The organism is Agromyces cerinus (genome assembly GCF_016907835.1).
Taxonomy (GTDB): domain Bacteria; phylum Actinomycetota; class Actinomycetes; order Actinomycetales; family Microbacteriaceae; genus Agromyces; species Agromyces nitratus.
Genome location: NZ_JAFBCT010000001.1, coordinates 2,664,269 through 2,687,541, shown reverse-complemented (window position 1 = coordinate 2,687,541; position 23,273 = coordinate 2,664,269). Strand labels below are relative to the sequence as shown.

Here is a 23,273-nt window from a genome sequence, read left to right as displayed (position 1 = left end):
CCAACAGAGAGGCGGAGCTCGACCCGAGGAGCCGCGCGTCGCGCCGCGGGGATGTCGGTGGGTGGTGGCAGTGTTGGGGTCACAACACCATATGTAGGGGTCGGCGGGTCGAAACACCCCCAAGGGTTCCGATTCGCGACACGCCCGGCATCCGTCCACAGGGCAAGAGATTTCGAAGACGACGGGTGTGGATAACCCCGGTCGAAGCCGCGAGAATCCGCCGGTCACCGCGGCATCCGCTGTTCATAACCCGTGGATAACCCGGTGGATAACTACACGAATGTAACTACAGCATGTTGTGGCAGTCGTGTTCCGCAAACACTAGATGTAGTATTGAAGTACGAAATGCAACACCGGGGGACAGGCTCCTCCAGAGCCTGAGAACGAGGGGAAAACAATGACGGTCACGGTCTACACCAAGCCTTCTTGCGTCCAGTGCAACGCGACGTATCGCGCCCTCGACAGTAAGGGCATCGAGTACGAAGTGCTCGACCTCTCTGTCGACGAGAGCGCCCTTGCGCAGGTCAAAGAGCTGGGCTACCTGCAGGCTCCGGTCGTCATCACCGACGAAGGCCACTGGTCGGGATTCCGTCCCGACAAGATCGACGAACTCGCCTCCCGCCTCGCCTAGCGAGTGCCGGTGAGCTCGGGGGAGTGAACCGGTGGAGAACGCAGTCGTGAAGGACGCACCATGACGAATCTGGTCTACTTCTCGAGCGTCTCGGGCAACACGAAGCGCTTCATCGAGAAGCTCGGCCGCCCTGCGGCCCGCATCCCGCTGCATGCGCGTGAAGAAGCACTGCACGTCGACGAGCCCTACGTGCTCGTCGTGCCGACCTATGGCGGCGGCGACGGCAAGGGTGCCGTTCCGAAGCAGGTCATCCGCTTCCTGAACGATCCCGACAACCGCTCGAACATCCGCGGCGTCATCAGCGCGGGCAACACCAACTTCGGTACGGCCTTCTGCCTGGCCGGCGACATCATCGCCGCCAAGACGGGGGTGCCGCACCTCTACCGCTTCGAAGTATTCGGAACACCAGACGACGTTCGCGCCGTCGACGATGGATTGGACGCATTTTGGCAAACGCAACAGCAACTGACGGCGTAGCGCTCATCGACGCACCGCGATCGGCGAGCGGCATGGATTACCACTCCCTGAACGCCATGCTGAACCTCTACGGTCCGAACGGCGAGATCCAGTTCGACAAAGACCGTGAAGCGGCGCGCGAGTATTTCCTGCAGCACGTCAACCAGAACACCGTCTTCTTCCACTCGCTGAAGGAGCGCCTCGACTACCTCGTCGAGAAGGAGTACTACGAGCAGGCCGTGCTCGACCAGTACTCGTTCGAGTTCATCACCAAGCTCAACGACCTGGCGTACTCGAAGAAGTTCCGCTTCGAGACGTTCCTCGGCGCGTTCAAGTACTACACGAGCTACACGCTGAAGACGTTCGACGGCAAGCGCTACCTCGAGCGCTTCGAAGACCGCGTCGTCATGACGGCGCTCGGTCTCGCTCAGGGCGACGAGAAGCTCGCCGTCAACCTCGTCGAAGAGATCATCGGCGGCCGCTTCCAGCCGGCCACCCCGACCTTCCTCAACACGGGCAAGGCCCAGCGCGGCGAGCTCGTCTCCTGCTTCCTGCTCCGCATCGAAGACAACATGGAGTCGATCTCGCGCGGCATCAACTCCGCCCTGCAGCTCTCGAAGCGCGGCGGCGGCGTCGCCCTCTCGCTGAGCAACATCCGCGAGGCCGGCGCCCCGATCAAGCAGATCGAGAACCAGTCGAGCGGCATCATCCCCGTGATGAAGCTCCTCGAGGACTCCTTCAGCTACGCCAACCAGCTCGGTGCCCGCCAGGGCGCCGGCGCGGTGTACCTGAACGCGCACCACCCCGACATCATGCGGTTCCTCGACACCAAGCGCGAGAACGCCGATGAGAAGATCCGCATCAAGACGCTGTCGCTCGGCGTCGTCGTGCCCGACATCGCGTTCGAGCTCGCCAAGAACGGCGAAGACATGTACCTCTTCTCGCCGTACGACGTCGAGAAGGTCTACGGCAAGCCGTTCGGCGACATCTCGGTCACCGAGAAGTACCGCGAGATGGTCGACAACCCGCGCATCAAGAAGACCAAGATCAACGCGCGCGAGTTCTTCCAGACGATCGCAGAGATCCAGTTCGAGAGCGGCTACCCCTACATCGTGTTCGAAGACACGGTGAACAAGGCGAACCCCATCAAGGGCCGCATCAACATGTCGAACCTGTGCTCCGAGATCCTGCAGGTCAACACGCCGACGACGTACAACGAAGACCTGTCGTACAACGAGATCGGCAAGGACATCTCGTGCAACCTCGGCTCGCTGAACATCGCGCTCACGATGGACTCGCCCGACTTCGGCAAGACCGTCGACACCGCCATCCGCGGCCTCACCGCCGTATCGAACATGAGCCACATCACCTCGGTGCGTTCGATCGAAGACGGCAACGACAAGTCGCACGCCATCGGCCTCGGCCAGATGAACCTGCACGGCTACCTCGCCCGTGAGCGCATCTTCTACGGCAGCGAAGAGGGCATCGACTTCACGAACATCTACTTCTACACGGTGCTGTTCCACGCGCTGCGCGCGTCGAACGCCATCGCCAAGGAGCGCGGCGAGACGTTCGTCGGCTTCGAGGACTCGAAGTACGCCTCGGGCGAGTTCTTCGACAAGTACACGGATGCCGCGTGGGTGCCCGCGACCGCCAAGGTCACGCAGCTCTTCGCCGACTCGAACGTGCACATCCCGACGCAGGAGGACTGGAAGGCGCTGAAGGCCTCCATCCAGGAGCACGGCATCTACAACCAGAACCTGCAGGCCGTGCCGCCGACCGGTTCGATCTCGTACATCAACAACTCGACGGCCTCGATCCACCCGATCGCGTCGAAGATCGAGATCCGGAAGGAAGGCAAGCTCGGTCGCGTCTACTACCCGGCTGCGTTCATGACGAACGACAACCTCGAGTACTACCAGGACGCGTACGAGATCGGCTACGAGAAGGTCATCGACACCTACGCCGCAGCGACGCAGCACGTCGACCAGGGCCTCTCGCTCACCCTGTTCTTCAAGGACACGGCGACGACGCGCGACATCAACAAGGCGCAGATCTACGCATGGAAGAAGGGGATCAAGACGATCTACTACATCCGCCTGCGTCAGCTCGCGCTCGAGGGCACGGACATGACCGAGTGCGTCTCGTGCATGCTCTGAGCATCGCGCACCGCTGAAGACCCGTCGCCACGAGACATCCGCTCAGAAGGAACAGACATGACTCTCACAGACCCGGTGAACTCCGCCAGCAACGACCCCGCCCACACGGGTGGCAAGCTGAAGCTGGTCAGCCACGTCAATGCGATCAACTGGAACCGCATCCAAGACGACAAGGACCTCGAGGTCTGGAACCGTCTGGTCAACAACTTCTGGCTGCCCGAGAAGATTCCGCTGTCGAACGACATCCAGTCGTGGAACACGCTGACCCGTGACGAGCAGGTGCTGACGATGCGCGTGTTCACCGGGCTCACGCTGCTCGACACGATCCAGGGCACGGTCGGCGCGGTCTCGCTCATCCCCGACGCGATCACCCCGCACGAAGAGGCCGTCTACACGAACATCGCGTTCATGGAGTCGGTGCACGCCAAGAGCTACTCGTCGATCTTCTCGACGCTGTGCTCGACGAAGGACATCGACGACGCCTTCCGCTGGTCGGTCGAGAACGAGAACCTTCAGAAGAAGGCCGCGATCGTCATGGAGTACTACCAGGGCGACTCCCCGCTGAAGCGCAAGGTCGCCTCGACGCTGCTCGAGTCGTTCCTCTTCTACTCGGGCTTCTATCTGCCGATGTACTGGTCGAGCCGCGCGAAGCTCACCAACACTGCTGACATGATCCGCCTCATCATCCGCGACGAGGCCGTGCACGGGTACTACATCGGCTACAAGTTCCAGAAGGGACTCGAGGGGCTGTCGCAGGCCGAGCGCGACGACCTGAAGGACTACACGTTCTCGCTGCTCTACGAGCTCTACGACAACGAGGTGCAGTACACGCAAGACCTCTACGACGGCGTCGGCCTGACCGAAGACGTCAAGAAGTTCCTGCACTACAACGCCAACAAGGCCCTCATGAACCTCGGCTACGAGCCGATGTTCCCGAAGACCGTCACCGACGTGAACCCGGCTATTCTCTCGGCGCTCTCGCCGAACGCGGACGAGAACCACGACTTCTTCTCGGGGAGTGGCTCGTCGTACGTGATCGGCAAGGCCGTTGTGACTGAGGATGAGGACTGGGACTTCTGACGGCGAACGGATCCGATCCGAGCCCGGAGACGCTCCCGTATCCTTCGCCTGAAGGATGGCTGCCCGATTCGCAGTACTTCTCGACTCCGGCCATGTGGGCCGTGGGTGGTGTCGCGGTAGCGGCCGGCATCGGTTCAGCGCTGCTCACCGCGGTGGGGTCGCTGGCGTGGGGCGTCGTGCTCGCCGTGCTCTTCGGTCTGCTGGCGCTGACCACCACCGCATTCGGGCTCTTCGCCGTGCGTCGGAGTCCTCCGGTGCTGATCAATGCCGTGACGCTCGGCCGAGCCACGGTGCGCCCCGTCGACGACTGGGTGCATTTCTGCCGTGAACGCCCGGTGCGGATCTGGAGCGTGCTGTGGCTGATCTTGACCGGGCTCGGCTCCGGGGTGCTGCTCGGGCTGGCGATGCCGGGCGTGCTGAGTGCACCCGGTGGCCTCTGGTGGCTGTTCCTGTTCGTTCCGCTGCTCGCGCTCTGCCTCGTGGCTCTCGGGGCCGGGGTGCTCCAACTCGTGCTCGACGGCAAGAACACCTCCTTCGGCAGGATCCCGGTCGGACTCACCCTCAGCCGTCATGGTGTGGCGCGCTATCTGGTCGCCGGGGGCGTGAGATGGGTGCCGTGGGACACGATCAGCGGCGTTGAGACGCAGCTCCACTCTCGCGTCAGCATCAGTCGCATCGGTAGGTCCGAGCCTTTGGAGTTCACCGCGGGTGTCTTCGAGCAGGACGCGGTGCTCCTGTACTGTGCGGTGCGTTTCTACGTCGATCACCCCGAATTGCGTGAGGAACTCAGCACGATCGTCGCGCAGCGCCGCTTCGAGAGCTGGGATCGCGCACTCAGCCTTCGCTGACGATGCCCGCAGCCGCCCGCAGCGCGGGTCTCATGAACTGCGGGGTGCCGACACGAGATAATGCAGCATGTCCTCCTCCGTCGAACGTCAATCCAATCCAACTGCCTGGGCCGCGTTCTGGTTCGCGCTGGCGGGCCTCGTGCTCATGCCCATCCCGCTGTTCATCGGGCTGATCCTCGGCGGCGTCCTCTCGATCATCGCCGCGATCCTCGCCGTGATCGCCCTCCTCAAAGGGCTCGCGCGCAGCGGCAAGGGCATCGCGCCCGTCGTGTTCGCCGCGATCTTCATCGCGCTCACATGGGGCGGCATCTCGGTCGGGGGCGGCACCGTCTGGTAGATCGATCGGCTTCGCGTGAGTCGACGGCGACGGCGACGACGAGACGCGTGCAGCCGAGGGCTACCCGCACTGCATCGAGCTGGGTGACGGAACGAGGCAGATGCCGGGTCAGTCTGCGACGGCGTCCTTCGGCGGGTTGAACATGAACTCGAAGCGGATGCCGTTGTCGTCTTCGACGAACGACGCGTAGTAGCGGTCGCTGAACCGCGTGAACACCTTCGGGTCGCGCACGGACGTCCAACCCGCGTCGACGGCGATCGTGTGCAGACGGTCGACCTCCTCGCGTGACCCGACGGGGAAGGCGAGGTGCTGCCATCCGACCTTGCCGTGCCGGTGCGGGCCGCTGCCCGATTCGCGCGTGGGGAAGAGGATGAGCTCGTCCTCGCCCTTGTACCAGGACACTCCGTTGTCGGCATCCTGCCGCGTGCAGCCGAGTGCCACCATCACCGGATCGAATTGTGCGATCGAGCGGGGCAGGTCTTCAACGGAGATTCCGAGATGGTCGAACAGGCGCATTCGGCCATCCTATGAGGGAGCATTTCGGGGTGACAACGCCCGCCGCAGAGTTCATCGACCGCACCCTCCAGGCCGAGGGATCGGAGGAGCGCGCGATCGCGGATGCCGCGCGCATCGCGGGCGGGCTGCGGTTCTACGGTGCGTCGATGGGCGCGGTGCGGGGCACCGTGAGAGACGCGCGGCGGCGGCATCCGGAACTGTCGCATGACGAGGTCACCGCGCTCGCGTCGGAGCTGTGGGCGGAGCCGGTGTACGAGCGCCGGCTCGCCGCGGTCGTGCTGCTGCAGGGGCAAGTGCCGACGCTGCTCGTGAGCGACTTCACGCGTCTCGAGCAGTTGCTTCGATCGGCGGGGGTGCGAGACCTCGTCGATCCGCTCGTCGCCGACGTCGTGCATCCACTGCTCGACCGGTTGGAGGGTGCCGACGCGGCGCGGGCTCGGCGCATCGTCGATCGGTGGGCGAGCGAAGGCCTGATGCGCGAATCATGAGTGCAGAATGTCCCGCGCTGCGACCGGCCTCGGTGCCATGATGTGAGCACGTTTCAATCCATGATCGGGGGATATGCGTGAACACAGATCGAGCGGGGATGTCGGGGCTCCTCGCAACTGCCATGGTGTCGATCGCTGTCGTGGTGGCGCTCGCCGGATGCACGGAGGGCGCTGACAGCGTCGACCGGGCCAAGGCGCAGGTGACCGCGAAGGAGAAGGCCGTGGCGAGCGCCCAGGCCGAGTTCGACGCAGCATCCGAAGCGTTCTGCGGTGCAAGCAGCGACTACATCAGCGCACTCGATCGGTACGGCGACGTGCTGAACGACACCGCACCCACCGTCGGCGACGTGCAGGTCGCGGGTGCCGATCTCGCGGATCCCCGCGACGACGCGTTCGACGACGCCGAAGCTGCGGTCGCTGCGCAACAGGCACTCGTGACCGCCCAGCAGGAACTCGTCGAGGCGCAGACCGCCCTCGCCGCGGCGGAGGCGGGGCCGACCGGCACGCCATCCGTCGTTCCGGCCGCGCCGACCAGCACGCCGCTGGCGCCGACCGCCTCGGTCGATCGGGTGGAGCAGGCCGAAGCCGACTTCGAAGACGCGCAGGCGTCGGTCACCGAGCAGACGCCGCTGGCCGACGCATCCGAGCAGTTCAACAGTGCGGTGGTCGCGCTCGAGATGGCGTGGCTCACGCTCTTCGCCGATGCCGGTTGCCTCACCGACGACCAGCAGGTGCAGGCAGTGACGGCGGTCGGCGCGTACACGTACGCGCTGCAGGGGGACCTCGCCACGGCCGGGTACTACACGGGCACCGTCGACGGGGTGTCGGGGCCGATGACCGTGCAGGCGATCGAAGACCTGCAGGAGGCGAACGGATTGCCAGTGACCGGCACGGTCGACAAGGCGACGGCCGCGGCGCTCCAGGCCGAACTCGTGGCGCTCGGTGGCGCCGCCGCTCAGGACTCGCTCGCATCGACGGCTGCCGTGCAGCAGACGCTGAACCTCGTCGGCTTCTGGGACGGACCGGTCGACGGGGTGTGGACGGATGAGCTCACCGCGGCGCTGCAGGCGTTCCAGACCGAACTCGGCGTCGAGCCGACGGGTGCCGTCGATGCCGCGACGATCGCCGCCTTCGAACAGGCGATCGCCGAGATGACCGCGCCGGATGCCGAGCCGAGCCCGTCGGCGTCGCCGACGAGCCCGCCGGCCGGCTGAGCAACGGATGGCCGATCGCCCGCGCGATCTCGCGCTGGAGCGAACCGTTCGAACCCCCGGAGTGGGGCGTACAGTGGGTAATTGGGGAGAGATCATGCCTGACAAATCACCGCACGATCATCACGTCAAGAAGCCGGCCACCAAGACGCTCAAGGAGAAGCGCGCTGAGAAGCACGCCAAGGAGCACGAACACGACATGAGCGCCGCATCCGATGCGGTGCAAGAGGCGCATAAGAAGGCAGACCAGGCGCACAAGAAGCACTAGGCCGTGTCCTCCTCGACGCAGGACGCGGAGTGGCGGTCGTTGAACCGCGGATACGGCTTGGCGTGCGAGACTGCCTCGGTGACCGACATCGAGATGGCGAGCATCGACGGCGGCACCGTCGGCCTGCACGACGCGCGCCGCAAGGAGCGCTGGAGCGTCGAGCTCGAGCCGTTCGAGATCGGGGTGTACCCGGTGACGCAGGAGCAGCTCGCCGAGATGCTCGGCGAGACGGCGACGCATCCGCGCCGCCCGGCGACCGACGTGAGCTGGCTGCGGGCGATCCGCTTCTGCAACGCGGCATCCGAGTGGGAGGGCCTCGACCCCGCCTACACGTATGACGGCGAAGACGTCACCTGGCACGTCGACTCCGACGGGTTCCGCCTGCCGACCGAGGCCGAGTGGGAGTTCGCGTGCCGTGCCGGCTCGACGCGCCCGCACTACGGCCCACTCGACGAGGTCGCCTGGACGAGCGCCGACGGCGTGACCGCGCCGCAGGACGTGGGCGGCAAGCATCCGAACCTCAACGGCCTCTTCGACACGCTCGGCAACGTGTGGGAGTGGTGCTGGGACCTGCTCGACCCGGCCCGCTACGACGCGTACCGCGTCTTCCGCGGCGGCGGTTTCGCCGACGACGCGTGGAGCGTGCGAGCCTCGGTGCGCCGGGGCGGCGCGCCACGCATGCACCACGAAGACGTCGGCTTCCGTGTCGCGCGAGGCGGCTTCGAGACGACGGATGCCGCGCAGGGCTGGTCTGCGGCCGCGGACCTGGAGCGGGCGGCGATCGACGGGCCGCTGCCGTCGGGGTGGACCCCTCGCGGCTGACGTCTCGGGGCTGATGTCGTCTTCGGGAGCCGACGAAGTTCGCCGCACGCTCGCCAGAACGCCCCGTTGCGTGGGAATCTGTGTGCATGGGCGAAGAGGCTGAGCATTCTCGTCATACCGTTGCGGAGGCGGCAGCACGCCCCGTGAGGTTCGTCCTCGACGCCTACAACACCGAGCACGCCGTCTACGGGTTGGTGCTCGTCACGGCGCTCATCACCGTCGGGTGGAAGTTCGACACCGATCTCGAAGTGCTGATCTTCATCGCCGGTACGGTCGGCGTGTTCTGGCTGACGCACGTCTACGCCGGCGTCGTCGCGGGCCGGCGCACCGCAGAGGGGCGTGCGGTTCCGATCGGCCGGGCCATCGCTCGCACCGCCTCGCGATCGGTCGGGATGCTGCTGGCCATGCTGCTGCCGGCCGTGGCACTTGCGCTCGCAACGCTGGGGTGGGTCGACGAGTACGTCGCGTACTACATCGCGCTCTGGATCGGGATCGTCAGTCTCGCCGTCATCGGCTGGGTCAATTCCGAGCGCAATCGCGGCGCCTGGTACCTCCGGCTGCTCAGCGCGGTGATCACGGTGGTGCTGGGGCTCGCAGTCATCTGGCTGAGCTCGCTCGTGCACTGAGCGAGGGCTCCAGTCGTGCGGCGCACGCCTCACCGCGCGCACGACTCCGCGAGCCGCTCATCGCGCCTGCTCCGCGAGCACCCGGCCGCTGGCCGCCAGCGCGAGACGTCGCGGCATGAACCGCACCAGCGCGCTGGTGAGCGCATTGGCCCGGCCGGAGACGACGCTCGCGGGCGGACGGCGCCGGTCGAGGCGACGCAGGGTGAGCGCCACGACCTGCTCGGGCGTCTGGAAGCTGCCGACCGCGGCATCGTGGGTGCCGACGACATCGAAGAACTCCGTACTCGTCGCGCCCGGGCTGAGCGCGAGCACCCGCAACGACGACGCGCGGGTCTCGTAGGCGAGCGCCTCGGTGAAGCTCAGCACGAACGACTTGGACGCCCCGTACACCGCCATGTCGGGGCAGGGCTGATACGCCGCGGTGCTCGCGACGTTCACCAGGGCGCCTCGACCCACGCGCACGAGATCGGGCAGGAACTCGCGCGTGATCGCCACGACGGAAGCGACATTCAGCTGCACCATCTCGGCGATGCGGGCCGGATCGGCGTCGACGAAGGCGCCCTTGACCCCGAAGCCGGCGTTGTTGACGAGGGTGTGGATGCGAATGCCCCGCTCGTCGAGCGCGGCTCGCAGGGCGGTGTGGGCATCGGGTCGAGCGAGGTCGAGGGCGATCGGCTTCGCACGCACGCCGTGCTCGCGCTCGATGCGCTCGGCCAGTTCGCGCAGTCGGTCTTCGCGGCGGGCGACGAGCACGACGTCGGCACCTCGGCGGGCGAATGCGATCGCGAAGGCGGTGCCGAGGCCCGAGCTGGCGCCGGTGATCAGGGCGGTGGTGCCGGTGAAGTCAATGGTCATGTTCGCAAATGTAGACAGTGACAGCATTGTTGTCAATGTCTACTTTCCGATAGAGTGCACGAGTGACCGAACGCGGCTATCACCACGGCAACCTGCGGCAGGCGCTCCTCGAGCGCGCGTGGGCGACGATCGACAGCGACGGCCTCGACGCGCTGTCGCTGCGACGGCTCGCACGCGACGTCGGCGTCAGCCACGGGGCATCCGCCCGCCATTTCGCCGACCGCACTGCGCTGCTCGATGCGATCTCGGTCGAGGGCTTCGCGCGCATGAACGACGCGCTTACGGCGGCAGTGGCGAGCGAGACGCAGTTCGCCGGGCAGTTGCGCGCCGCGGGGCTCGCCTACATCGGGTTCGCGGTCGAGCACCCGGCGATCCTCGACCTCATGTACAAGGCGAAGCACCACCCAGATGCGTCGCCTGAACTCGTGCGGCTCAGCCGGGCGAGCATGGCCGTCGTGATCGAATTCGTCGGCGAGGCGCAGGCGCGGGGCGAGGTTCGGCCTGGCGACGTCGAACGCCAGTCGCTCGTCGTGTTCGCCGCGGTGCACGGCGTCGCCTCGCTCGCCACCGACGACCTGCTCGACGGGGTGCCGTGGCGCGACGCCGCCGAGGCGACGATCGATGCCGTGCTCAGCTCGCTGACCGGGGTCGCGACGTCATGACCTCGCAGGCGTCGGTCGGCTCTGCGCGCCGTCAGCCCAGCGCGGCCACGCAGAAGGGGCCGGACGCCTCGTGGCATCGGGGTGTTCGGGGGTGGAACAGACAGGCTATCGAGCTGCGCGAACGCCGTCGCTCGCGCGCATCCCGGCCGAACCCAGTACGCGCTCGACCGTGAGTTCGAGCACGACGCGCTGCGGATTCGGGCGCGGCTGCCGGTAGCGCGCGGCGTAGAGCTCGACCGCGAGGGCGACCGCTTCAGGATCACCGTGAACGCGAGCCGGGCCCTCGAAGCTGATCCAGCGCGCACCGTCGACCGTGTTGACGCTCGCGCGGCCGCTGCGCTCGGCGTTGATGAACTTCTGCGAGCCGCTGCCGCCGATGATGCGGACGATCCCGTCGAGGTAGGTCATGCCGACCGGCACCGAGTGGATTCGGCCGTGCCGATCGAGGGTCGAGAGCGTGGCGAGGTGGTACTCCGAGAGGAACTCCCGGGCGGTGTCGGTCAGCACTTCGCGCCTTTCGTGCAGAGATGTGGCGGTGTGCCGAGATGATGGCCCGCTCACCGAGTCTACGAAAGAGCGGATGCCGCGATGCATCCGGCTCTCGTCAGGCAGGAGGTCACCCGCTCGCGGTGCGCCCTGCGCGCTAACGTTCTCGCATGGCCACCGTCTTGTTCTGTCCGGTGACGTTCAACCTTGCCGAGACGACGCGCATGATCCAGGTGGCGCAGGCCCTCGACCCGGCGCACCGCGTGGTGTTCATGGGGTACGAGACCGATTTCGTCGACCTCATCCGCGATGCCGGGTTCGACTACCGCGCGTGCGAACCTGCCTGGACTCGGGCGGAACGCGATCAGGCGATCGCGTTCGATCAGGGGCGCTCGTTCCGCAGCCCGTTCACGCCGGCCCTCGTCGGGGCGCGGGTCGGGCTCGAGCGCCGGATGATCCGCGAGCTCGGTGCTGCCGCCGTCGTCACGGGGTCGAACCTCACCTCGTTCATCTCGGCCCGCGCCGAGGGCGTGCCGCTGTTCTATCCGGTGCCGTTCCCCCTCACGCGTCCGCAGGTCGCGCAGGCGAAGCACCTCGGCCTCGTCGGCGGTCGCGGATGGCTCGCGCGCACGGCCGACCGGGTCGCGACCTCGGTCTTCCGGTGGATCTACAACTCGGCGCCCCTCGCGCCCCGCGCCTTCACGAGCGTCGCGAAGGCGAATGGCGTTCCTCCGCTCCGCACCGTCTCCGACCTGCTCACCGCCGATCGCAACCTCGTCACCGAGATGCCGTGGGAGATGGGCGGGTTCGAACTCCCCGACGGGTTCGAGCTCGTCGGGCCGATCTTCGCCCATCTCGAGTCGCCGATGCCCGACCTCGTCGCCGAGCTCGCTGCCGCGTCCGAGCCGCTCGTCTACCTCGGCCTCGGCTCCTCCGCCGACCGGAGGCTGGCGCTCGATGCGGCGCGCGCCCTCGGGACGCTGCCGATCAACGTCGTCGCGCCGATCCGGCACTACCTCGAACCCGGCGATGCGGTGCCGTCGAACGTCCACGTCACCCAGCTGCTTCCGGCGCATCGCCTCGGCGGGCTGGTCGACGCAGCGGTGCTCCACGGCGGCCAGGGCACCGTGCAGACCGCCTGCGCCACAGGCGTGCCGTTCGTCGGCATGGGCCTGCAACCCGAGCAGACCTGGCACGTGCGCGCATGCGAACGGCGGGGCAACGCGATCGCCGTCTCTCCGAAGCATGTGGCCCGACCCGAGTTCCTCGATGCGGTGCGTCGCGTGCTCGACGACCCGGGGATCCGCGCCGCGGCCGACGAGGTTCGCGAGGCCTATCGTGGCGCCGATGGGGCGGCCGCCTCGGCCCGCCTGATCGAGCGCGCCGTCGCCCCGATGATGTGAGCGTGACTCGCCCGGCTCGAACGGGCGATGGGGAGTGCTGCCCATTCTCCGGAGCCTGCCCGGCGTGGTGTGATCGGTGCGCGCGCAGACGCGCCGACCAGTCCGGGGCCGTTGGGGCGCCCGCCGAGCAGTGAATGGGGAAGACGCAGATGAAGAAGCTCAAGAGGGGGATCGCCGGCGGCGCGGTGGCGCTCGCGATCGCGGGGCTCTGCGCCATCGCCCCGGCGACCGCGGCGACGGCGTACAGCGGAACGACCGGCAAGGGCTGCACGGCCTACCAGTACTCGCGCGGCGGCTACGCGTCGTGCATCGGCCAGATCCAGCGAATGATGAACGGGGTGCAGGCGACGTACGGTCTGGGCAGCGCCCTCGCCGTCGACAACTCGTTCGGTCCCGCCACCGAGTCGCAGGTGCGCAAGTTCCAGAGCTGGGTGCACATCACGTCCGACGGCATCGTCGGCCGCAACACGTGGAACACGCTCTGCTCGTACGCCGGCCAGGTCAACTTCGCCTACTCGACTGCGAGCGCGGCCAAGCGCACGGCGTGGCAGGCCGCGTACGACGCGGGATGCTACGTCGAGAAGCCGGCCTCTGGTTCGCCCGGCTACGTCACGATCTCGAAGTACTGATCGTGGGTGAAGGGCCGGATGCCGCGGGGCGTCCGGCCCTTCGTCGTCGCCGGCGAGTGCGCGCGACTCGATGCGCTCCGATGCGCGTCACGCGACTCCGACGGCGCCGGTGAGCGCTGCCGTCCGATTCTCCTTGCCGGTGAATGATTTCTTGTCGGCGGCGAGCGTCACCTCGTCGACGGTGCCCGACTCCCACGCGATCACGATGCTGTCGGCCGTCGTGCCGGCGAACCAATGCCCTCTTCCCTTCGGCGAGCCCGGCGCGCCCGCTCCGGTCGGCTTCTTCGAGACCCAGCGGCATCCTCCGCCCTGCAGGAGGAAGTAGTAGTACGTCGAAGAGCCCATCGTCACGGTCCACCAGCCGGCGAGTGCCGTCAGCGCACCGAGCGGCGGGTCGTCGTGACTGAAGTGCAGCACGCTCACGAACGGATGCTCCGGGGTCGTGCGGATCTGCCAGGTGCCCTCGCCGGGCAGGTCGGCGTGGTCGAGCGTGGAGTGACAGGTCATCCGTGCGTCACCCGTCGTCGAGTCGACCGTGACGAGCATGCCGCAGTGGCCGTTGCGGCCGTTCCGCGCGAACGTCAGTACGTCGCCGGGTTTCACGATGTGGGCGAGCGCCTTGAAGACCAGCTCGACGTCGGCCTCGCCGGCCATGTTGGTGAGGCGCTTGACCTGCGTGGCCGGACGCTCCGAGAGCAGGTTGTAGATCTGCTGGGCGCCCCGTGTGGGCCACACGTCACCGGGTGACGACGGCCCGAGGTAGGTGACGCCGCCCGCGACGAGGCAGTGCGAGACGTAGGCGGTGCAGTCGTTCAGGCCGCCCGGGCTGCCCGGCACTCCCGCCGTGCCGAACCAGTCGTGAGCCAGGAATCGATCGCTGGCGGGAATGTCCTTCTCGAGGAACTTCGTGCCGACATGGGCGGGATCGACGAAGTACAGTCCGTCGGCCTCACCCGGGGTGCCCGTGCTGACATCCGTCGCGATCTTGCGCAGGAAGACGGGCTCCCAATCGGCTTCCACCTTCTTCTTCGCGAGCAGCGATGCCTTGAGGGTGACGACGTTGATCGCGAAGCTCTTCGCCCAGACGAGGTTGTCGTCGGTCGGCCGGAACCAGTGGTTCTTCGCATACGCGACCGCGTCGGCGCGCTTCATCGCGGCCATGGTCGTATCACGAGCCGGCGTCGACGAAGTCGGTGCCGTTCCAGAGCTGGTCGACTCGCTGAGCGAAGGGCGAGTCCGCGATCGCATCGGAGAGATGAAGGAGTTCGAGCTCGTCGCGGAGTCGCGTGACCCCCGGCACGAGTCCCGCGGTGCTTGACAGCGCGGCCCAGGAGAGGTCCGACCGTGTCACGGGCGGGGTTCCCGCGGCGGTCAGCCAGCCGTTCGCGGCGAGGATCGGGGCGATGCCGACGAGCTTGGTGAGGCCGAGTTGCACAATGATCGGTGCGCCGGTCGCGGCATCGAACGCCGCCGCCTCGACGTCGAGGTCGGCGAGCGTCGCGGTCGGGGCGGCCGCGGCATCCGGTCTCGCCATCACCGCGAAGGCGGGAAGGCCGTCGAGATTGTGCGCGAGCACGATGCTGTCGGTCGCGGGATCGGTGAGCGCTGCAGTCGGGAGCACGTGCAGGCGCCGCCCGAGCACCGTGAGCACGTCGGTCGAGCCGGACACCGTCGGTGTCACGGGCGGCGACCACAGCGGCAGCACCGCTCCGAACTCGTGCAGGGCCGCCTTCGCCGCGATGATGCCCGTCGCGAGATCTGCTCTCACCAACACGGTCGACGGTGCAGTGACGGATGCTGCGCCCACGGGCCGGTCGTTGTCGACTGCGGTGAAGGTGAGCGGTGCCGCCTTCGCCGCGAACGACCGGGCGGATGCGCTTGCGATGCCGAGTGCACCCGCGAGCACGTCGGGGATCGACCTTCGCTGGCCGACCGTCTCGAGCATATTGAGGTAGCCGCCGACCTCGGTGATGTTCTTCGGCGGGGGGAGCCGCGAGGGGATGATGTCGCCGTCGAGTGCGAGCCGGCGCAGCAGCAGCGCCTGCGCCTCGGCGACCGCCGGTCCCGAGGCGGTCTGGATGACCGAGATCAGCGCATCGAGTGCGCGGTCCTCGGCGGTGTCGGCAGGTGAGTCGGCCATGGCGAGCTCCTACGCGTCGATCGTGAACTTCGACTTGGTGGACGCCGTGCTGACGCCCTTCGGGGTCGTGACGAGCACGTCGACCGCGCCCGGCGGCACTCCCGGCGGTACGTCGCCCTCGATCCGGGTGTCGTCGACGACCTTGAGGTTGCCGAGCGGCTTGCCGCCCACGGTCGCCTTGGTGGCACCCGTGAGTTTGGTGCCGATGACCGCGAGCTTGTCGCCGGCCTTGCCGTGCGCCGGCGTCAGCTCGCTGACCGTCGGGGCGTCGGCGGTCTGCGCCGGCTTCTCCTCTTCCTTGCCCTTGTCGCCGGCAGCGGCCTTTCCGGCCTTCGCGGCGATGACGTCCGGGATCGAGTCCATCGCCTTCGAGGCCATCGCCTGTGCGCCCGCGAGTGCATCCTTCCGTGCGGATTCCGCGGTCGACAGGGTCGCCTTCACGAGGTCGGCAAGGGCCGACGATCCGGTGAGGGATGCCACGTCGAAGCCCTTCGCTGCGGCGCCGGCCTTCACCAGCTCCGCCAGCACGCTGAAGTCGCTCGCAGGCCCGGAGGTGCTGAAGTTCTGGATCGCCGGCGCGATCGTCGACAGCGTCGACGGGGCCTGCAGACCCTGGGTGAGCGAGCTGTTCGGCATCGTCACCGCTTCGATCGCGGTCGCATCCTCGGTGGGCGAGTCCTGCCAGTTCCAGAACCGGGTGAGGTCGATCTTCTCGGCCGACGGGCAGTGCCCGAGCACGGCCTCTCCCAGCACACCACGCGTCGGCAGTGCGATGGTCGAGACCGGCGGTGAGAACCCGGTCGTGTGGTACCTCGTCAGGGCGTCCTGCACGGATGCCGTCGTGAACTCGACCCCGTCGACCTCCTTGCGCTTGGCGACGAGCGGCGCGGGGATCATGAACGGCAGCACCATCGAGTTGCCGTAGAAACCGAGCAGCTCGTTCGCGACGCAGGCCAGCAGCGGAATCGTCTGACTGTCGTCCGCGACGCCGTCGGCCGTGCCGATCGTGTAGCCCTCGAGCAGCATCACGCGTTCCTCGGGCGTGAGCGACATCCAGATCGCCTTCGAGTAGCTCACCGTGTTGGCGATCGCGTGTTGCAGCGCCTTCTCGATCTCGAGGATCGCCGCGTACCGCAACTCGGGCGGAAGCTGGGTGGCCGAGAACGGCAACGGCGCCGTGCCGAACTCGCCGCCGCCGAGGTACTCGTCGAGGTACATGTGGCCGGCCGGGATCGTGTCGTTGAGCGACACCGACGGCTCGGCGAGCGCTGCGCGCACTCGCACGAGATTCACCCCGCCGACCTCGGCCTCCAGTCGCTCGGGCGTGAGCACGACGTCACGGGCGGGCGTCGCGTTCGCGACGAGCTTGTCGATGATGCCGTCGAAGCCCGAGAAGCCGATCGCCTTCAGGCGCGCGATCTCAGAGCTCGCGGTCGAGGCGAAGTGATAGCGGATGTCGCGGAACTGGCGGTTGATCTCGACGCCGATCACGTCGGTGCGGGCGAGCCACTCGGGCAGCGCGACGCTCCGGCTGATCACGGAGGCCGCGCCGTCCCGGCGGCGACGCAGGTACGCGATCAGTTCCGCCTCGGAGGCGAACGCCTGGGAGGCATCCGACGACGAGGGCAGGCCGTCGATGCCGCCGGTCGGCACGGGGTACGGTCCGAGGCGGCGTCCGCCGGTTGCGAGCAGGGTGACCCGCACGTCTTCGAACGGGAGGAAGGTGCCCTGCAGGTGCACGCTGACGATGTTCGTCGCCGAGTCGGATGGTGACTGCACGCCGGCGCGCGGATCGGACGCGAATTCCTCGAGCACGGCGAGGCCCTTGCGATACGGGCGTTCGATCACGCGGCGCAGGGTGTCCGAGTAGTTCAGCAGCTGCGAATACCGGCGCAGCACGTCGGTACGCGACAACGAGGCATCCGTCAGCGAGATCGACTCCCCGGGAGGAAGGAACCGCACGGGATCGAGCGGAACGAAGCACACGAGTGACACGCCCTCGACCGTGGAGCGCACGTCGAAGAGGCGCAGCACCTCCCAGTACTGCATGGTGAGCGCGTGCGTGCGGTTGTGGTTCGCGATGACCTTCGTGACGACCTCGTTGCGCTCGGATGCCGAGGCGAGGCGCATGCCCATCCGTTGCAGGCTGCGCGTCGAGCTCGCGGAACGTTCCACGGAGGCGTGCGAGGCCTGCGCTGCCGTCGACGTGTAATTGCGCACGCCGCTCATCCAGTTGTTGGTGGAGCCGTTGGCGTTCGCGCTGCCGCCGCCGCCGGCCGCGCCCCCGCCGATCGCGATCGGGCCGAGTGCGAAGCCGATGCCGCCGGCCGCGCCCCACGACGACGACTCGGAGTCGGTGTGGAACGAGCTGCCGCCCTCGGCCTTCTCGCGCATGCCCGACTCGAACGTCGCACGGGTCGAGGCGTCGTCGCGCTCGCGGAACGCCATCGTCTCGCGGGCTTCGAGCCGCTCGGTGTCGGTCACCGAGCTCGTGGCGCGCCGGTCGACGATCGCGATGCGCTGCTGTTCACCCGGAGCCAGCGGCAGCGAGTACACCAGGTCGCCGAGTGAGAGCCCCATCGGAGTCCAGCGCTGGGCCATGTGCACGATGTAGCCGAGGCCCAGGGTGCCCGCGATCGGCACCGTCGACGCGGCACTCCCTCGGCCCCCGGGGGTGATGCCGGCGACGCCGTCGCGGAAGGCGTCGACGCTCACGGGCTGGTCGATCGGCAGTCGCTCGGCGTGCGCGTACGGGCGATTGTCCTTGCCGAGTGTCGCGAGGAACGCCGCGGAGACGAGCACCTTCCGGTTCCCGCGCGTCAGTTGCACGGCGAGGGCGCCCACACTCGGCCGTGGTTCGACGAGGCGCACGAGGACGCCGTACGGGAAGCGGTCGAACGACATGTCGCTTCGGAACACCTGGGTGCAGACATCCGTGCCGAGCTCGAGTGCGGGCTGAGTGCCGGTTGCGGCCGCGGGCGATCCGGCATCGCCGGGCGTATCGAGCCCGGTGACGATGTCGGCGAGCTGTGCGACGACGGGCACCGGGAGCGGTTCGAGGGCGGCGGGCAGGCTCAGGACGCCGACCGAGCCCGTGCCGTCGATGTCGGCGAACTTCACGTCGAGGTCGGTCGTCTTCACGGCGCCGACGACGCGCAGCACGATGTTCGTGACACCGGTGACCGTTCGAACGTCCTCGGGCACACGGATCGCGAAGGATCCGTCGTCGCCGGTGATGGAGGAGCCGGGGCCGGCTCCGCTCGGGAACGGCTTGGCGATCGACACCCGGAGTCGCTTCGCCGGGAGGCCCGCAGGATCGACGAGCTGCCCGGTGAGCTGCCCCGGCAACGTCGTCGTGAGCAGGGTGCCGAGGTCGAACGACGGATCCTTGATGAGCTCGTTGAGGCGATCGGAGAAATGAGTGGCGGCGAGCACGCGACTCTCGGCCACGGCGGCCGCGAGCGCGTCATCAGATTTCAGGAGGCGAACGGTGGCCGCATCGAGTGGATCGAGTCGGGGAGTCGCACCCCGGATGAACGGCGAGACCCGGTCGTCGATCTCGATGAGCGGGCGTGACGATCCTTCGGCGGGCAATCTCGACGTGGCCACGTGCGTTCCCCCCAGAACAGCTTGAGGGCGACCGGTGAGAAGCAGAGTTCAGGATCACGTCGCGTCGCCCATACATGAGCAGTGCTCACCATAGACCCAAAGCAGGGAGGGCGGCAAGAGTGCGAACGCTGGGCCGCGAGAGGGCTACTCCACGAGCTTTCCGGCCACCGAGACCTCGTCGCGCATGAGCGCCGCGATCTCGTCGGGGATCGGCGGGATCGACTCGCGCGTCACGCCGGTGGACGGCGACCAGACGAGGTTCACCTGCAGTGCGGCATCCGTCTCGGGGTAGTCGCTGCGGTTGTGGCAGCCGCGGGTCTCGCGGCGTTCGAGCGCCGCAGCGAGGGTCGCGCGCGCGGCGAGCGCGGCCGACTTGAGATCGAAGGCGTGCGCCAGGTCCTGGTAGCCGGCGATGTCGGGGTGCACGCCGATGTCGGCAATGCGGGACTCGATCGCGTCGAGCTCGGCGAGCCCGGCGAGGAGGCCGGCCTCGTCGCGCACGACGCCGGCGTGCTCGGTCATGGTGTCGCGGATGGCGCGCTGCAGGGCGCGCACGTTCTCGGTGCCGTCGGAGGCGAGCAGCCCCGCGATCTCGTCGCGCGCGGTCTGCACCGCGGCCGCGGACCGCGTCTGCGCGTCGAGCGACGCAGAGTAGGCCGCAGCGGCCTGTCCCACGATGCGGCCGAAGACGAGCAGCTCGATGAGCGAGTTGCCGCCCAGCCGGTTCGCGCCGTGCAGGCCCGAGGATGCCTCGCCGATGGCGTAGAGGCCCGGGACATCCGTGCCGTGGTCGTCGGGGCGCACCCACACGCCGCCCATCGAGTAGTGCGCGGTGGGCGCGATCTCGATCGGCTCCTTCGTGATGTCGAGCATCTGCAGCTCGAGCATGGTCTGGTAGACGCGGGGGAGGCGAGACATGATCGTCTCGCGGGGCAGGTGCGAGACATCCAGCCAGACACCGCCGTTGGGGGTGCCGCGCCCCTCCTTGATCTCGGTGTAGCAGGCGAGGGCCACGCGATCGCGGGTCGAGAGTTCGAGGCGCTCGGGATCGTACTTGTGCATGAAGCGCTCGCCGAGGCCGTTGGTGAGGATGCCGCCCTCGCCGCGGGCCGCCTCGCTGATGAGGGTGCCCGCCGCGTTCTCGGGCTCGATGATGCCCGAGGGGTGGAACTGCACGAGCTCGGGGTCGCGCAGCCGCCCGCCCGCCTCGACGGCGAGGCGGAACGAGTCGCCCGTGTTCTCGTCGCGCCGCGACGAGGTGCGCCGCCAGATGCGGTTGTGGCCGCCGGCCGCGAGGATCACCGCGTCGGCGTGGATGAGGTAGCGGGTGCCGTCTTCGAGGTCGAAGCCGTAGGCGCCGAACACCGCTCCGTCGTCGTTCACGAGGATGCGGGTCACGTAGACCGTGTCGAGGATCGGCACCTTCAACTGCGCGGCCCGGTTGACGAGCGTGCGCTGGATCTCGAGCCCGGTGTAGTCGCCTGCGAACGCGGTGCGACGGTAAGTGTGCGCGCCGAAGAAGCGCTGCGAGATGCGGCCGTCGTCTTCACGTGCGAAGGGCATGCCGTAACGCTCGAGGTCGTCGATGCCGCGCGCGGCGCCCTCCGTGACCGTGACGACGGTGCGCGGGTCGGCGAGCAGGTAGCTCTCCTTGAGGGTGTCGGCGGCGTGCTGCTGCCAGCTGTCGTCGGCGTCCATCGTGGCGAGGGCGGCGTTGATGCCGCCGGCCGCGAGCGAGGTGTGCGCGTCGGACTTGGGGCGCTTGCCGAGGGCGAGCACGTCGACGCCCGCCTCTGCGAGCTCGATGGCGGCGCGCAGGCCGGAGCCGCCGGTGCCGATCACGAGGACGTTGGTGGAGATCTGGCGCTCTGAAGGGGTGCTGCCTGAGTGGCTCGGGGTGCTCATGGCGTCCACGCTAGATTCGCGCATTGGATTACTCCAATGCATATATAACGTCGCGACGATACGCCTCGGCTATCGAAGTGCTGCGGAGGCCTCGTGCTCGTCGTCGAACGCCTCGCGGGCGTCGAGGATGTCGTCGTGGTGCGCGGCCGCCCAGCGGGCGAGCTCGATGACGGGCACCGAGAGCGAACGGCCGAGCGCCGTCGCCGCGTATTCGACCCGGGGCGGGATCTCGGGGTAGCTCGTGCGCGTGACCAGGCCGTCGCGCTCGAGGCTGCGCACGGTCTGGGTGAGCATGCGGTGCGAGATGCCGTCGACCTTGCGCTGCAGTTCGGTGAATCGCAGGGGGCCGTCGTGCAGCACCCCGATGACGAGCATGCTCCACTTGTCGCCCACGCGGGCGAGGGTCTCGCGGATGACGCGGCTCGCCGGGTTGTCGACGCTGCACGCCTCGCTGCCCACGTGCTCCAGGACCGGGTCGACGGGCCGGTCCGAGAGCACGCGGATGGAGTCGGTCGTCATGGTGGCCTCCAGATGCCGGGATCTTCAGGGACGCTATCAGGTCGTGCGTTACGTACCCTGAGTAACCGACCGCCGGGGCATCCGTCTACGGCATGGATGTCTCGGCCACGATGCGCGTACGGTATCGGTATGAACCTCGAGCAACTCCGCAGCTTCGTCGAGGTGGCCCGGTTCGGCAACTTCACCAGGGCCGCTGAGGAGCTCTACCTCGCCCAGCCCTCGTTGAGCCGCCAGATCGCCGCACTCGAGCACGATCTCGGCGCCGACCTGTTCCACCGCGCCCGCGGCGGCAGCACCCTGACGACCGCGGGGGAGTCGCTGCTGCCGCTCGCCCGGCGCATGCTCGCCGACGCCGAATCGGTGCGGCGAGAACTCGCCGAACTCGCCGGCCTCGAGCGCGGCCGGGTGCGGCTCGGCGCCACCCCCACACTCTGCATCAGCCTCGTCGCCGAGGTGCTCAGCGCGTTCCACGCGGAGCATCCGGCCATCGAACTGCACCTCTCGGAACAGGGCTCGCGCCGGCTCCTCGACGAACTCGCCGGCGGCGAGCTCGACCTGGCGCTGATCACGACCACGGATGCCTCGACCGCCGAGCGCTTCACCGTGACCCCGCTGCTCGTCGAGGAGCTCGTGGTCATCTCATCGGCCGGCGCGCCGCCGATCACCGCGCGCGACACCATCGAACTTGCGGATGTCGCGGCGTTGCCGCAGATCGTCTTCAGCTCGTCGTACGACCTGCGCAGCGCCACCGACGCGGCGTTCCGCGCAGCCGGCCTCGCGCCCGAGGTGGTGCTCGAAGGGGCTGAGATGGATGCCGTGCTGCGGTTCGTCGAACGGGGGCTCGGCGTCGCGATCGTGCCCGCGATGGTGCTCATCGACCGGCCGGGTCTGCGATCGGTGCGGCTGGAAACGCCGGGGCTCGGGACACCGGCGCTCGAACGCTCGATCAGCCTCGCCTGCTCGGCCGACGTCGCGCCGACCGCGGCCGTCGAGGTCATGCGGCGCACGATCACCGCGAGCGCCACGTCGTTCGCGGCCAGGGCGGGGGAGACGATGCGACTCGCCGGTGAGCGTCGGGGCGTCTCCGGGGCATCCGTCGAACCTCGGTGAGGATGACCCTGACGTAGGCGCGATGCGCTCCCGTGAGCGTCGTCGTATCGTGTGCCGCAGGGACCGGCGGAGGAGCAGGCCATGACACGATTCGCGATCGACACCCTTACGGCGCTGCGACTGGTGCAGGAGGGGGTCACCGTGCCGGATTCCCACCAGCTGGTCGCACCGAACGTGCTCCGCTCGCGGGTGATGTCGCACCTGTACCGCGGAGTTCGCAGTGGAGAGCTGAGCGGCGATGCTGCGCACGTGCAACTGAACCGGCTCACGTCGGTGCGTGTGCGTCTCTTGGGCGACCGCGTGTCTCGTGCGGTCGCCTGGAAGGTCGCCGAGCTGTTCGACTGGGAGGATACGACGAACGCCGAATTCGTCGCCGTCGCCAAGCTGCAGGCCGACGCCTTCATCACCCTCGACCCCGAACTCGCGCGCCAGGTGGAAGGCATCGTCACGATCGCGCCGTTCGATGCTCTGCGAGCGCAGTGAGCTCATCGAGCGGATCCCCGATCGTGCTCA

Annotated in this window: 24 protein-coding genes; 16 read left to right on the top strand and 8 right to left on the bottom strand. The window is 68.1% G+C overall.

Features of this window, described 5'->3' with window-relative positions; all coding sequences use genetic code 11:
• Positions 1-397 precede the first annotated feature (397 nt).
• The 6 genes from nrdH to JOE59_RS12530 all read left to right on the top strand — a co-directional run bounded on the left by nrdH (position 398) and on the right by JOE59_RS12530 (position 5,511).
• Entirely contained in the window at positions 398-631 is a 234-nt protein-coding gene (nrdH, locus tag JOE59_RS12555) for a glutaredoxin-like protein NrdH (RefSeq protein ID WP_056005481.1), read from the top strand.
• A gap of 60 nt (positions 632-691) precedes the next feature.
• A complete protein-coding gene (nrdI, locus tag JOE59_RS12550) occupies positions 692-1,108 on the top strand; it encodes a class Ib ribonucleoside-diphosphate reductase assembly flavoprotein NrdI (protein ID WP_204460926.1) in 417 nt (138 codons plus the stop codon).
• Positions 1,109-1,140: 32 nt separating this feature from the next.
• A complete protein-coding gene (gene nrdE / locus JOE59_RS12545) occupies positions 1,141-3,246 on the top strand; it encodes a class 1b ribonucleoside-diphosphate reductase subunit alpha (RefSeq protein WP_204460923.1) in 2,106 nt (701 codons plus the stop codon).
• 57 nt (positions 3,247-3,303) lie between these two features.
• Positions 3,304-4,326, top strand: coding sequence for a class 1b ribonucleoside-diphosphate reductase subunit beta (gene nrdF / locus JOE59_RS12540; RefSeq protein WP_056005472.1), 1,023 nt, complete (start codon positions 3,304-3,306; stop codon positions 4,324-4,326).
• A gap of 92 nt (positions 4,327-4,418) precedes the next feature.
• On the top strand, positions 4,419-5,174 hold the full coding sequence (locus JOE59_RS12535; RefSeq protein ID WP_204460921.1) for a hypothetical protein: 756 nt from the start codon (positions 4,419-4,421) through the stop codon (positions 5,172-5,174).
• Between the two features lie 67 nt (positions 5,175-5,241).
• A complete protein-coding gene (locus JOE59_RS12530) occupies positions 5,242-5,511 on the top strand; it encodes a hypothetical protein (protein ID WP_074261996.1) in 270 nt (89 codons plus the stop codon).
• A 108-nt stretch (positions 5,512-5,619) separates the two neighbouring features.
• On the opposite strand, the gene JOE59_RS12525 is transcribed toward JOE59_RS12530, so the two are convergent.
• Complete coding sequence (locus JOE59_RS12525) at positions 5,620-6,027, bottom strand: VOC family protein (RefSeq protein ID WP_204460918.1); 408 nt, start codon at positions 6,025-6,027, stop codon at positions 5,620-5,622.
• A gap of 29 nt (positions 6,028-6,056) precedes the next feature.
• Between JOE59_RS12525 and JOE59_RS12520 the strand changes: the two genes are divergently transcribed.
• The 5 genes from JOE59_RS12520 to JOE59_RS12500 all read left to right on the top strand — a co-directional run bounded on the left by JOE59_RS12520 (position 6,057) and on the right by JOE59_RS12500 (position 9,442).
• On the top strand, positions 6,057-6,515 hold the full coding sequence (locus JOE59_RS12520; protein ID WP_307837057.1) for a DNA alkylation repair protein: 459 nt from the start codon (positions 6,057-6,059) through the stop codon (positions 6,513-6,515).
• 77 nt (positions 6,516-6,592) lie between these two features.
• Positions 6,593-7,729: a peptidoglycan-binding domain-containing protein gene (locus JOE59_RS12515; RefSeq protein ID WP_307837056.1), complete on the top strand. Its 1,137-nt coding sequence runs from the start codon at positions 6,593-6,595 to the stop codon at positions 7,727-7,729.
• Between the two features lie 7 nt (positions 7,730-7,736).
• Positions 7,737-7,994: a hypothetical protein gene (locus tag JOE59_RS12510; RefSeq protein ID WP_204460913.1), complete on the top strand. Its 258-nt coding sequence runs from the start codon at positions 7,737-7,739 to the stop codon at positions 7,992-7,994.
• Between the two features lie 78 nt (positions 7,995-8,072).
• Positions 8,073-8,816: a formylglycine-generating enzyme family protein gene (locus tag JOE59_RS12505; protein ID WP_204460910.1), complete on the top strand. Its 744-nt coding sequence runs from the start codon at positions 8,073-8,075 to the stop codon at positions 8,814-8,816.
• A gap of 143 nt (positions 8,817-8,959) precedes the next feature.
• Positions 8,960-9,442: a hypothetical protein gene (locus JOE59_RS12500; protein WP_204460908.1), complete on the top strand. Its 483-nt coding sequence runs from the start codon at positions 8,960-8,962 to the stop codon at positions 9,440-9,442.
• A gap of 57 nt (positions 9,443-9,499) precedes the next feature.
• Here the strand turns inward: JOE59_RS12500 and JOE59_RS12495 are convergent, their stop codons facing one another.
• A complete protein-coding gene (locus JOE59_RS12495; RefSeq protein ID WP_204460906.1) occupies positions 9,500-10,297 on the bottom strand; it encodes an SDR family NAD(P)-dependent oxidoreductase in 798 nt (265 codons plus the stop codon).
• A 62-nt stretch (positions 10,298-10,359) separates the two neighbouring features.
• On the opposite strand from JOE59_RS12495, the gene JOE59_RS12490 reads away from it, so the two are divergent.
• Positions 10,360-10,959 carry a TetR/AcrR family transcriptional regulator gene (locus JOE59_RS12490; protein WP_204460904.1) on the top strand — a complete coding sequence of 200 codons (600 nt, stop codon included), beginning with the start codon at positions 10,360-10,362 and terminating at the stop codon, positions 10,957-10,959.
• Between the two features lie 105 nt (positions 10,960-11,064).
• On the opposite strand, the gene JOE59_RS12485 is transcribed toward JOE59_RS12490, so the two are convergent.
• On the bottom strand, positions 11,065-11,466 hold the full coding sequence (locus JOE59_RS12485) for a TIGR03618 family F420-dependent PPOX class oxidoreductase (protein WP_307837055.1): 402 nt from the start codon (positions 11,464-11,466) through the stop codon (positions 11,065-11,067).
• 149 nt (positions 11,467-11,615) lie between these two features.
• On the opposite strand from JOE59_RS12485, the gene JOE59_RS12480 reads away from it, so the two are divergent.
• Complete coding sequence (locus JOE59_RS12480) at positions 11,616-12,848, top strand: glycosyltransferase (protein ID WP_204460902.1); 1,233 nt, start codon at positions 11,616-11,618, stop codon at positions 12,846-12,848.
• A 149-nt stretch (positions 12,849-12,997) separates the two neighbouring features.
• Entirely contained in the window at positions 12,998-13,477 is a 480-nt protein-coding gene (locus tag JOE59_RS12475; RefSeq protein ID WP_204460901.1) for a peptidoglycan-binding domain-containing protein, read from the top strand.
• Between the two features lie 87 nt (positions 13,478-13,564).
• Here the strand turns inward: JOE59_RS12475 and JOE59_RS12470 are convergent, their stop codons facing one another.
• The 5 genes from JOE59_RS12470 to JOE59_RS12450 form a co-directional block, all read right to left on the bottom strand.
• Positions 13,565-14,629, bottom strand: a complete 1,065-nt coding sequence (locus tag JOE59_RS12470; protein WP_204460900.1) for an amidase domain-containing protein — start codon at positions 14,627-14,629, stop codon at positions 13,565-13,567.
• 16 nt (positions 14,630-14,645) lie between these two features.
• Complete coding sequence (locus JOE59_RS12465; protein WP_204460899.1) at positions 14,646-15,617, bottom strand: hypothetical protein; 972 nt, start codon at positions 15,615-15,617, stop codon at positions 14,646-14,648.
• Positions 15,618-15,626: 9 nt separating this feature from the next.
• Positions 15,627-19,226, bottom strand: coding sequence for an IPT/TIG domain-containing protein (locus JOE59_RS19120; RefSeq protein WP_204460897.1), 3,600 nt, complete (start codon positions 19,224-19,226; stop codon positions 15,627-15,629).
• 144 nt (positions 19,227-19,370) lie between these two features.
• Complete coding sequence (locus tag JOE59_RS12455; RefSeq protein ID WP_204460896.1) at positions 19,371-21,131, bottom strand: L-aspartate oxidase; 1,761 nt, start codon at positions 21,129-21,131, stop codon at positions 19,371-19,373.
• A gap of 69 nt (positions 21,132-21,200) precedes the next feature.
• Positions 21,201-21,650, bottom strand: coding sequence for a winged helix-turn-helix transcriptional regulator (locus JOE59_RS12450; protein WP_204460895.1), 450 nt, complete (start codon positions 21,648-21,650; stop codon positions 21,201-21,203).
• Positions 21,651-21,779: 129 nt separating this feature from the next.
• On the opposite strand from JOE59_RS12450, the gene JOE59_RS12445 reads away from it, so the two are divergent.
• Both JOE59_RS12445 and JOE59_RS12440 read left to right on the top strand, forming a co-directional pair.
• A complete protein-coding gene (locus tag JOE59_RS12445) occupies positions 21,780-22,760 on the top strand; it encodes a LysR family transcriptional regulator (RefSeq protein ID WP_204460894.1) in 981 nt (326 codons plus the stop codon).
• 81 nt (positions 22,761-22,841) lie between these two features.
• A complete protein-coding gene (locus tag JOE59_RS12440) occupies positions 22,842-23,243 on the top strand; it encodes a hypothetical protein (RefSeq protein WP_204460893.1) in 402 nt (133 codons plus the stop codon).
• The last annotated feature ends 30 nt before the right edge of the window (positions 23,244-23,273 follow it).